Below are 11,724 nucleotides of genomic sequence, written 5' to 3' on the forward strand. Positions count from 1 at the left end.
ACCCAATCGCGATGGCAGAAGGTTTACGTTTTGCGATTCGTGAAGGTGGTCGTACTGTTGGTGCTGGTGTGGTTGCTAAAGTTATTAAATAATTTAGTTAAGCCTTAGCGGCAATAGAAAGGGTGTCAGTCGATGCCCTTTCTTATCTAGTCTGTTTAGCAAAATGTTTTTATTAAAAGAGCATTTTGGAAAATGGATATTATTATAAATAACATAATATAGGTTTTATATGCTAGTAAGTAACGAGAATCAAGATCCAAATACTATTTTAGATAAATTCAGATGGGGTTTAGTTCTAGTATTGATTGCATTTGTTGTTTGGGGAAACTTTTATTTTTCTGAACCTAATGATATATATCAACCTAATTCAATCGTTCGGATTATTGCGGTTGTTATCATTTCGCTGTTGGCTTTATTCATTGCGATAACAACCCGTAAAGGTAAATTATTTTTATCATTTTTACAAGAATCTAGAAAAGAGTTAAGAAAAGTTGTATGGCCAACTCGTAAAGAAACGACACAAACAACTTTACTAATTGCGGCTATCACAATTGTTGTTGGTTTGGCGCTTTGGGGAATGGACTCTTTCTTCCGTTCAGTAATTTTTTATTTAACATCAATAGGGCGCTAACAATGAGTGAAACACAGCAAAAACGATGGTATGTTATTCAAGCTTATTCAGGCTATGAAGCCCGTGTTGCACAATCATTGCGTGAATATATTAAATTACATAATATGGAAGATGCATTTGGCGAAGTATTGGTACCAACCGAAGAAGTTGTTGAAATGAAAAGTGGTCAACGTCGCAAAAGTGAACGTAAATTCTTCCCCGGTTATGTATTAGTCGAAATGATGATGAATGATGCGACTTGGCATTTAGTAAAAAGTGTACCAAGAACAATGGGATTCATTGGTGGAACATCGGATCGACCTGCACCGATTAGCCAACGTGAAGTTGATGCAATCATGAATCGTCTACAACAAGTTGGTGATAAACCACGTCCTAAAACATTATTTGAACCGGGTGAGCTTGTTCGTGTTAACGAAGGTCCATTTGCTGACTTTAACGGTGTTGTCGAAGAGGTTGACTACGAAAAAAGTCGCTTAAAAGTGTCTGTTTCTATTTTTGGACGTTCGACACCGGTAGAGCTAGATTTTAGCCAAGTTGAAAAGAGCTAATCTTTTGATATAGTTTTTTCACTGAATTACAGTATTTTTTTAAAAACCACAAGAGTCTATCTTGTGGTTTTTGTTTTTATGAAACAAATACAATGCCTTTTGAGAATAATAGTTCTATTTCTAATGTATTTTATTAAAGTAAGTAGCCAAGCTAGGTAAAACCACTATAGGATCATAATTTAACTTATTAATATAATACAGGCAGTCTACTCTTTTTTAGATTTTTTTATTCTTTTACCCATATCAAAGTGATATCCCAACCAATAGTTAGGCCAACGAGCTTCGGCTCCTATATTATTAACTATTAAAGCAACCATGACTAATAAAACCGAACCTACAAGTACTGGTGTTATCAAGAATGAATAGTCAGTCATTCCAGACATCATGATTAGAATAGGATTTGCACCAGCAGGGGCGTGAATTACACGCAGTAACTGCATCAATGCGATAGATGTCCCAACAGCTAATGCTATCGGTATAATTCCATTGCTAAATAAATTAATGAATAACACACCTATAAAAGACGAAACAAAATGCCCTCCTATAACACTTCTTGGTTGTGCCAATGGCGATTTAGGGACAGCAAATAACAACACGCATGTTGCACCAAATGGAGCCATAATTGCTAATGTACCTCCCCAATGAGTGATTACGAGCAAAGTCAAAATCCCTAAAGCACCCCCAATAAATCCTCTCAATATAGCTACTGCATGAGGCTTAGGTTGCATCACCTCTCCTCCTTTTAATTTTTCTAGCATAAATCTCTCCTGTTTGGTTAATGTGGGATCTTAATAAAACAAGTAACCATATTAAGTAAACGATATCGTTTACTTAATGTATATTTATTGACTTAAAAGGTCAAATGTTATTTATAATTAACTTCATTAGAGCTATTGTGATAAAATCGAAAATATTCTAGAAATTACAAATAATAAAAAATGAAATTGAAACCTGAAATTGTTGATACGATACTTGTTGCGGCTGAATCGCTATTTAATGAATATGGGTATCATCCTGTTAGTTTAGAGCTTGTTGCAGAAAATGCAGGTGTATCAAAAAGAACGTTATATAAATATTTTGGTGACAAAAATGGGCTGGTAAGTAAAGTATTACTTAGGCGGAATGTTTTTTTTAAAAAATCACTTACAGATGTTATCGCTGTTTTTTCTGAGAAAAAAGACAAAATCAATGCAATTATTTCATGGCATATAAAATGGTTTAAGAATGATAACTACCGCGGTTGTATGTTTGTACGAGCTAAGTCTGAATATAACAATAAAAGCGAAGAAATATGCGCTATTGTGAGCGAACATAAAAAATGGCTTCAAGATAGAATTTTTGAATGTCTAGGAGGCACAAAGTCATGTGAACAGGCATCTTGTCTAATTATGTTAATACTTGAAGGTATGATATCTTGCACATCCGTTTTTGGTATTGAGGGATATGACTTTGAACAGGCAAAAATGTACATCTATGATATCGTCGATAACATTGGAGAGGATAGCCTATGAATAATTTAAATAGCTGGCTTATAGATAATGGATAGCCATTACCTCAAGCCTCTTAATAGAAATGATCAATTTAATCTAAGTTAAACGACTCCAGCTGTTGTTGTAATTCTAACCATTGCAATTCTGTTTCTTCTAATTGATTTTTAAGTTGGCTTTGCTCTAGTAACAAAGTTGTAAGTTCATTTTTTTTGCTCGCGTCATAGATTGCAGGATCTGACAATTGTTCTTCAATTTGCTTTAATTGATTGGTTAATTTATCAAGTAACTGTTCTTCTTTTTGTAACTGTTTCTTAATCGGTTGCATTTGTGCGCGCAATTCGGCTTGTTTACGTTTTTGTTCTTTACGATCCTGAGCCGAAACATTATTGGTATTTTCTTTTTTTATTGACTGACTTTTATCATTGGATTGATGTTCAGATTTTTGCACTTCTGCTAACCACTTTTGATAATCATCAAGATCGCCATCAAAAGGTTCCACTTTATGATCATGGACTAAATAGAATTCATCGGTAGTTGAACGCAGTAAATGGCGATCATGCGACACCACCACTAATGCACCGTCAAAATCAATTAACGCCTCAGTCAACGCTTGTCGCATATCTAGATCTAGATGGTTAGTTGGTTCGTCTAATAAAAGTAGATTTGGTTTTTGCCATACAATTAAAGCTAAAACAAGACGGGCCTTTTCACCGCCTGAAAAGGTCTTAACTGGCTCGGTAACTTTATCTCCCTGAAAATCAAATCCACCTAAATAATTACGTAGCTCTTGTTCCGTATTTTGGGGTTCGGAAAGTTGCATTAAATGCCAAAGAGGGGATTCATCAGGACGCAAATATTCCAATTGATGTTGAGCAAAATAGCCTAATTGAACACCTTTTGCTAAACTGATCTTTCCTTCTTTTGGCTCTATTTCGCCCGCTAGCAATTTAATGAGTGTTGATTTACCAGCACCATTGCGGCCTAACAATCCAATACGTGAACCAGGAACTAAGTTGAGTTTAATCTTTTCTAATATAATTTTATTATCATAACCAGCCACAACTTTGTCCATCATTAAGAGTGGACTTGGCAAAAATTCTGATGGTTTAAAGCTAAAATGAAATGGGTTATCCACATGTGCAGGTGCAATTAGCTCCATTCGTTCTAACATTTTTATTCGGCTTTGTGCTTGCTTAGCTTTCGTGGCTTTAGCTCTAAAACGATCAATATAACTTTGCAGATGCGCTACTTTTAATTGCTGGCTTTCATAAAGTGATTGTTGTTGAGCAAGTTTAGTTGAACGTTGGATCTCAAATGACGAGTAGTTACCGGTGTATTCAAATAAACTTTTTTGTTCAATATGAATAATTTTATTGACTAAAGGATCTAAAAAATCACGATCATGAGAAATTAAAATCAATGTACCTGAATAATTACTTAACCATTTTTCAAGCCAAATGACAGCATCTAAATCAAGGTGATTGGTGGGTTCATCAAGTAGTAATAAATCGGAGCGACACATTAATGCCTGAGCCAAATTTAAACGCATTCGCCAGCCACCAGAATAGGATTTAACGGGTGATTGCAATTGCTCGTTAGAAAACCCTAAACCATGCAAAAGCGCTGCAGCTCGAGCGCGAATTGTCCACGCATCGATTGTATCAAGTTTTTCATGCAAAAGAGCAATTTGCTCGCCATTATTTTGCTGATTAGCAATATCTAACTGCTTTTCTAATTGTCGATACTCACGATCACCATCAATAGCGTATTCAATGGCAGGAATATCTAATGCTGGCGTTTCTTGATTAACCCAAGCAAGTTGCCATTGGGCTGGAATACTTAACGTGCCAGCATCAGCTTGAATTTCACCTTTAATTAGTGAAAATAACGTGGATTTTCCACAACCATTTTTACCTACTAACCCGACTTTTTGTTTTGGATTAATCGTAGCTGAGGCATTATCTAAAAGTAAATTAATACCGCGGCGAACTTGGATGGTGTCAAATACTATCATGATATTGTTATCTATTATTCAAAATAAAATATGTTAATAAAATACTATTTTAATGCCTTACAATAAAGCATGACATAAAAACAATCAACGTAAATAAAAAAGCCCTTTGTTACAACGAATAAAGGGCTTAAATTTAATAGCGTTTAAACTAAACTATTTTTTTACTGCCGACAAAGCACGACGAATAAAAAACAGACAAACGCTCACAAAAACAAAAAGACCTAAAAACTCAGGCAGCACACCCAAATCGGCTGAAATAGCAAGCGGTGCGTCGTTCCCGCCACTTGTAATACTAATAACAATCACAACAGCTAATAATACGCCGACCAAACTCTCGCCAACAATTAGCCCTGATGCAATCAATGCTGCTTTACGATCCACTTTCTTAAATTGCGCTTCTGGATCTAAATTTTGTGCTTGTGCTTTTTTATAAGTATAACGTTTAATTATCCATGATAAAAAAGTACCAATAATAATTGGTGTTGTAATACTTGGCGGTAAATAAATACCCAAACCAATAGCAAGAGCAGGTATACGAAACTTAGATTTATTTTGAGCTAGAATTAAGTCAATAATGATAACAATTGTACCTAAAGCAAGCCCAATTAAAATCATTGTCCAATCAAGTTGATGCGAAAAAATACCTTTAGCAATTGTTGTCATTAATGTTGCTTGTGGTGCTGCTAACACTTGTTTGGGATCCATATCAGCACGAGGTAAAGCACCAGTAAAGCCGTAAGCGTTATATAAAATTTCTAAAATAGGAGCGATAACAATCGCACCAACCACACAGCCAATTAATAACGCAACTTGTTGTTTCCATGGCGTAGCATGAACTAAATAACCTGTTTTTAAATCTTGCAAATTATCGTTTGAAATACAAGCGATTGATAACACTGCACTGGTAGTAAACAGGGCAAGCGCTGTGGCAAAATTAGAACCCTCGATAGAAGCTAACATACCATTGACTTCACCCAAACCCAATAAAACCAATGAAATAACAATCACTGCAACGATGGCAATGCCTGATATTGGGCTAGCTGATGAACCCACAAGCCCTGCCATATAACCACACGCAGCAGCCACTAAAAAGCCCATAATAAAAGCAAACAACGTAGCACAAAACACTAATGACCAAGCAATGCCTGCCGACAATCCACTATCCGCAATAAAGCTATAAAAAGTCACTAACAAAATAACCAACATACCAGCCATGATTAAGAAAATAGCTTTAGGTGATAAATCGCGCTCGGTTGGTGCAATATCATTAGCTAACGCATCTGCACGCATACTTTTAAAAGAGAGCCTTAATCCTTCAATCATTGGTTTAACTAAAGTCAATAGCGTCCAAATAGCGGCAATCGCAATAGTACCAGCCCCAATAAAGCGGATATCTTTTGCCCAAAAGTTCATTGCAACTTTGGCTAATGGTTCGCTAGTATCATAATCATAAATCGCGCTTAAAATTGGAATACCAAAGACCCAACCAATAATCGTACCAATCAAAATAGCAATACCAGACATAATGCCAACTAAATAACCAGCACTAAGTAACGCTAAAGAAAACCCCATAGGTAATTGAAAGATAGACTTACCTGCACTAAACCAATAAGCCGCACTATCAGATAACAAGCGAAAGCCATTGGTAAACAAACTAACAACAGAAGCGATTGTGCCCCCAAATAAAATATCCTTAAGCCCATCATTTGCTTCGTTATTATCGGTTTTAGAGCCCGCCTTTAAAATTTCAGCGGCGGCCACGCCCTCTGGATAAGGCAAATCACTTTTAACAACCATCACATGACGCAACGGGATAGAAAATAAAACCCCAAGCATTCCGCCACCGGCACACACAGCAAACGTCAACCAAAACGGAAATCCTTGCCAATAACCAATCATCAACAAACCAGGAAGAACAAAAATGATGGATGAAAGCGTTCCTGCTGCTGAAGCTTGGGTTTGCACCATATTATTTTCTAAAATAGTGGCGCCCGAAAACAGCCTTAATACGGCCATCGAAATCACTGCCGCAGGAATGGCTGACGAAAACGTTAATCCTACCTTCAAACCTAGATAGACATTTGACGCCGTAAAAATAACAGTAATAAGGGCACCAAGAATGGTACCCCTTAACGTAAGTTCTCGTAGATTATTCATATTATTTTATACAATTAATTTCAAAGTTATGTATTATATACTTAATTTACATTTATCAGCTAGAAGTTCCATAAATAACATTATTTTTCATGATGTTAACGTTTTTTTAACAAATAATTTACCAATAAAAATAAAATAAATTTCCATTCGCGCTAAAACCAATAACGCTTTTGTAGTGAAAGCTTTACAATAACACAACTAACCTAAAACTGACGGAAAATACCTTGAACGAATTACAACGCCTGCAATCCATCACACAACAACTGCGCGATCCGATAAAAGGGTGCGAATGGGATCGTGTGCAAACTTTTGAATCTTTAAAATCTTATACACTAGAAGAAACCTACGAAGTACTAGACGCAATAGAACGGCAAGATATGCACGAACTTAAAAATGAACTTGGCGATCTACTGTTTCACATTATTTTTTATGCCGATTTAGCAAAAGAACAAAATGCATTTAATTTTGACGATATTTGTCAATCCGTGGCGGATAAATTAGTGCATCGCCACCCCCATCTATTGGGTAATAACAACACTGTTGGCAATAACAATACCGAAAAACCAAACTGGGAACAACTAAAACAGACCGAACGTAATAACCGCTCACAATACTCAATATTAGACGACATACCAAATGCGCTCCCCGCCTTAATAAAAGCCGACAAAATACAAAAACGCTGTGCATCGGTTGGATTTGATTGGACAGAATTACAACCAGTTCTAGACAAAGTCAAAGAAGAACTCAACGAAGTTGAACAAGAGCTTAACAAAAACAATTGTGAACAACAAAAAATTGAAGAAGAACTTGGTGACCTATTTTTTGCAACTGTTAATTTAGCAAGGCACTTAAAAATCAAATCGGAACTCTGCTTGCAGCAGGCTAACCAAAAATTTACGCGACGTTTTAAACAAGTCGAATCGATCCTTCAACAAAAAAATATTACTTTAACTCAAGCAACACTTGAAGAAATGGAAGCCGCGTGGCAAAGTGTTAAACAACTAGAACAAATTAACCCTAATAGCGAAGTAACTCAACATGACTGAACAAAAAAACGAATTGTATCAAGAAATCGAAGCATGGGCACAAAATGCCATTTTAAACAGCCCAACATGGAGCATTAACCAGCTCGATTATTCAGAAAAAAGCATCACTGTCGTTGAAATGATCATCAGTGAGCTAGCTGAAAAAAACTTCAGCATATCAGAAGAACAACTCAACATGATATCACAAGAATATGGATGTTACTTATTACTCACTGCGCATAAATTATACGGCGGCGAGTTTTATTGGAACGAGGAGTTTGAACAACCCATGCTGATTTGTTGCGAACCCGACGCCATGATAGTTCTTATGACATGGAACAAAGTCAAAGGGCGCCTAGTGGGGGATAAAGCCGATCATATTGCTTATTTCTTAGATGAATTTGGCAAAGCAACCTTCCAGCCAGAAAAGGGCAAGCACGTGGTTTATTTATAATAAAAAGACGTTATTGTAATGGACAAACCTTATTGCCTATATCGTTAATTAACACTATTCTAAAATAGTTATAAATTAATGGAATAACAGCCTCGACCCCGAGGCTATACAAATATTTGCTAACGCATTAAACCTGACGTTATTGTTGTCTGACGCTTATAATGACCTAGTCATGCTCTTTGCTTGATAAAGCAACTAGCCTTAATTATTGGTACATTTTGACGCTGAAATAAAACAAATAACATAGTCTTAAGTGGTTTTTATAAGTCACTTTTTTATAAAAAACAACGCAAAAACCCTCCCAAAAATCGGTCAGGAAAGATATTGATTTTATTGAAGTTTTTTCTTGGTTCTTTTATCTGTTTTTCTTGCTTTTCAACAAGCTAATCCTGCATTTTATAAACTTTACCGACTTTTGTCGTATGTTATAAGTGAGTATATTGACTGAACTGTTTGTCCTAAAAATAGGACATAAAATCAAGGTAATCCCCTAAAATACCATTTCAAAAAACTTCAATAAAATCAATACCTTTTCTGACCGATTTTTGTCGGTGTTTTTTATTAGGCTGATTTTTAAAATCGCAAAGGTTGTTTGCCTTTTTTTATACATGGTTTATAGTATCTTGATTATTTATTGATAAGGGATAATAGGTTACAAAATCTAGGAGGATTCAAAATGGCTTATGTAAGTAAACAGCAGTTATTGGACGAGATAAACAAGACAGCTAAGTTATTTATTGATGAATTTGCGGTGTTGTCTGAATCACAAAAAGACACTTTGGTGGAGGGTGTTGATCGTACGCCTGCTCAGATGATTGCTTATCAATTAGGTTGGCTTAATTTGGTTAAGTCTTGGGATGATGATGAGCTTGCAGGCCAGACGCCTGAATTACCTGCGCCGGGTTATAAATGGAATCGGTTGGGTGATTTATACCAACATTTTTATGAGACTTATCAGGATTTATCATTGCAAGCGCTTATCCATTCATTTAAGCAACAAATTGAAATTTGGAATAAGTGGATCGAATCATTAAGTGAAGATACGCTCTTTATCAAAGATACTCGCAATTGGACAACGCCGTATCCTGAAGCATGGACTGTTGCGCGCTTTATCCATATCAATTCTGTCGCGCCTTTTAAGTCGTTTAGAACCAAGATTAGAAAGTGGAAGAAGCTAAGCGCATTGGCTTAAAATCAATGTGACTCATTTTTTATCAAATGGGTCTTTTTAGTGAGTAGTCTCATTTTATTTTTATCTTATTAATTAGGTTTTGCTCATTTAGTTGAAGTTTGGCAAAATAGGCAACTTAATTGAGGCTTGTGTTTGCCTTGAATGACTGATTTGTTAATAATCAATAAGAAGTGACATAAATATGCTATTATCAATATGTTATTGTTAAATGGAGCAGGAATGGAATTGGGATGATTGGTCGAATTAAACAACCTATAACAGTATTATTTATCTTGAGTTGCTTAAGCGGTATGGTCGTTTGTTCTGCGCCTGTTTTTGCTGATCCTGTTTTTGCTGATGAAGAACAAACTGTGTCGCCACAGACTGAGCGCCAGATCGAGGAGGAAGTCGATGTTAATCCTCCAATGCCGTTGCCTGAAAATCAGCAAGTTGAGCTTGTGGGGCCACGCCAGCCACACGAGGTGATTTATCATAAGACGATCTATTCCCTGTCAGGTAAACCCAAGTATCCCGATGATTTTAAGCACCTTGATTATGTCAATCCTAATGCACCTAAAGGTGGCGTAATTAAACTGGCTGAAATTGGTTCTTTTGATAATTTAAATCGCTTTGCTAGCCGTGGCGCACCTGAACGTAATTCTGGGGCGCTGTATGACAGTCTTTTTACTAATACTGAGGATGATATTACCAGTTTTTATCCCCTTATTGCGACGTCAATTACCTATTCTAATCAATATCGCTGGGCGGAAGTGGCAATAAATCCTCGTGCTCGTTTTCAAGATGATAAGCCTATTACTGCTTATGATGTTGAATTTACCTTTCATAAATTTATGACCGAAGGCGTGCCTCAATACCGTGTTTATAATAAAGGTGTTGCCGTTAAAGCGATAGATAATTACCATGTGCGAGTTGATATCCCTGAGTCGGATCGTGAAAAGCTTCTTTCGTTTGTGGGTAGTATGCGAGTTATTCCCCAACATTTTTGGCAACATCATGATTTTTCAGAGCCATTAAACATCCCGCCAGTGGGTAGTGGTCCTTACTATATTAGTGATTATAAAATGGGGCAATATGTTGTTTATCGACGTAATCCGAATTATTGGGCGCGTGATTTGCCGATTAATAAAGGTCTAGATAATTTTGACGAAAAACGTATTGATTATTATATGGATGATAACGTTTCACTAGAAGCCTTTAAAGCTGGTGAATATGATCTGCGAGCTGAAGATCAACCCAAAAATTGGTTTACTCAATATCAAGGTCGATATTTTGATAATAACCATATTATTAAACAAGAAAGACCGGTTAAAACCGCAACCGATACTAAGTGGCTAGCATTCAATTTACAAAAAGAACTATTTAAAGATATTAGAGTTCGTCAAGCTATCACACTGGCATTTGATTTTGAATGGCTAAATCATGCGTTTTATTATGACAGTTACAAAAGACCTTACAGCTTTTTTGAAAATACTATTTATTCGGCAAAAGGTAAGCCAACAGGGCAAGAATTAAAGTGGCTCAATCTTTATAAGCATATTATTCCTGACGCTGTTTTTGATAATGCTTATTCTATTCCTAAAAGTGATGGGCAAGGTTTTAATCGTGACAATTTATTAAAAGCGGCTGAATTACTAAAACAAGCTGGATGGGAAATTAAAGACGGCAAGTTAATTAATATCGAAACGCAGCAGCCATTTGAATTTGAACTGATCAGTTCTCTTGGTAGCGATATTAAATATGCTATTCCTTTTCAACAAAATTTGGCCCGTTTAGGGATCACCATGAAAATTACCTTGTTAGATTCCGCACAACATTTACGGCGTGTTCGTGAGCGTGATTATGATATGGTTGCACGTGATTATTATGCCGTAAATTATCCCAATTCTAATTTATTGATGTTTTGGGGAAGCGAATACCTTAACTCATCGTGGAATGCTTCGGGGTTACATAATAAAGCTATCGATGGCATTATCGCTGAAATTATTAAGAATGTGGATAATCAAGAAGAACTTGTCCCATTAGGACGTGCACTTGATCGTATTTTAACGCAAGAATATCCAATGATTCCAATGTGGTATAACAGTAAAACGTATTATGCCTATTGGAACAAATTTGGGCAACCAACTATACAACCGACTTATGCAATAGGGGTTGATAGTTGGTGGTATGATGCAAATAAAGCAGCTAGCCTGCCTAAAAATCAGGAACATTAA

Annotated in this window: 10 protein-coding genes and 1 pseudogene; 8 read left to right on the top strand and 3 right to left on the bottom strand. The window is 36.2% G+C overall.

Annotated elements, in window-relative coordinates; genetic code table 11:
• The 3 genes and pseudogenes from GQ589_RS06915 to nusG all read left to right on the top strand — a co-directional run.
• Window positions 1-92: pseudogene (locus GQ589_RS06915) on the top strand (elongation factor Tu); the annotation flags it as partial.
• A gap of 137 nt (window positions 93-229) precedes the next feature.
• Window positions 230-631, top strand: coding sequence for a preprotein translocase subunit SecE (gene secE, locus GQ589_RS06920; protein ID WP_160401725.1), 402 nt, complete (start codon window positions 230-232; stop codon window positions 629-631).
• A 2-nt stretch (window positions 632-633) separates the two neighbouring features.
• Window positions 634-1,179, top strand: a complete 546-nt coding sequence (gene nusG / locus GQ589_RS06925) for a transcription termination/antitermination protein NusG (RefSeq protein ID WP_160401724.1) — start codon at window positions 634-636, stop codon at window positions 1,177-1,179.
• A 206-nt stretch (window positions 1,180-1,385) separates the two neighbouring features.
• Here nusG and GQ589_RS06930 read toward each other — a convergent pair whose 3' ends face one another.
• Window positions 1,386-1,937 (bottom strand): HPP family protein, encoded by a 552-nt coding sequence (locus GQ589_RS06930; RefSeq protein WP_160401723.1) that lies wholly within the window; start codon window positions 1,935-1,937, stop codon window positions 1,386-1,388.
• 180 nt (window positions 1,938-2,117) lie between these two features.
• On the opposite strand from GQ589_RS06930, the gene GQ589_RS06935 reads away from it, so the two are divergent.
• Entirely contained in the window at window positions 2,118-2,690 is a 573-nt protein-coding gene (locus GQ589_RS06935; protein WP_160401722.1) for a TetR/AcrR family transcriptional regulator, read from the top strand.
• Window positions 2,691-2,760: 70 nt separating this feature from the next.
• Here GQ589_RS06935 and GQ589_RS06940 read toward each other — a convergent pair whose 3' ends face one another.
• The gene (locus tag GQ589_RS06940) at window positions 2,761-4,683 is read right to left on the bottom strand and encodes an ABC transporter ATP-binding protein (protein ID WP_160425323.1); all 1,923 of its coding nucleotides are present in this window, start codon (window positions 4,681-4,683) and stop codon (window positions 2,761-2,763) included.
• 153 nt (window positions 4,684-4,836) lie between these two features.
• The gene (locus GQ589_RS06945; RefSeq protein WP_160425325.1) at window positions 4,837-6,840 is read right to left on the bottom strand and encodes an OPT family oligopeptide transporter; all 2,004 of its coding nucleotides are present in this window, start codon (window positions 6,838-6,840) and stop codon (window positions 4,837-4,839) included.
• A gap of 209 nt (window positions 6,841-7,049) precedes the next feature.
• Between GQ589_RS06945 and mazG the strand changes: the two genes are divergently transcribed.
• The 4 genes from mazG (at window position 7,050) to GQ589_RS06965 (ending at window position 11,724) form a co-directional block, all read left to right on the top strand.
• A complete protein-coding gene (gene mazG, locus GQ589_RS06950; protein ID WP_160411258.1) occupies window positions 7,050-7,886 on the top strand; it encodes a nucleoside triphosphate pyrophosphohydrolase in 837 nt (278 codons plus the stop codon).
• On the top strand, window positions 7,879-8,319 hold the full coding sequence (locus GQ589_RS06955) for a hypothetical protein (RefSeq protein ID WP_065638500.1): 441 nt from the start codon (window positions 7,879-7,881) through the stop codon (window positions 8,317-8,319). The genes mazG and GQ589_RS06955 overlap by 8 nt, the downstream gene beginning before the upstream one ends.
• A gap of 676 nt (window positions 8,320-8,995) precedes the next feature.
• Complete coding sequence (locus GQ589_RS06960) at window positions 8,996-9,511, top strand: ClbS/DfsB family four-helix bundle protein (protein ID WP_160425327.1); 516 nt, start codon at window positions 8,996-8,998, stop codon at window positions 9,509-9,511.
• Window positions 9,512-9,915: 404 nt separating this feature from the next.
• Window positions 9,916-11,724 (top strand): extracellular solute-binding protein, encoded by a 1,809-nt coding sequence (locus GQ589_RS06965; protein ID WP_160425360.1) that lies wholly within the window; start codon window positions 9,916-9,918, stop codon window positions 11,722-11,724.

Source organism: Gilliamella sp. Pas-s27 (assembly GCF_009795865.1).
GTDB lineage: Bacteria > Pseudomonadota > Gammaproteobacteria > Enterobacterales > Orbaceae > Gilliamella.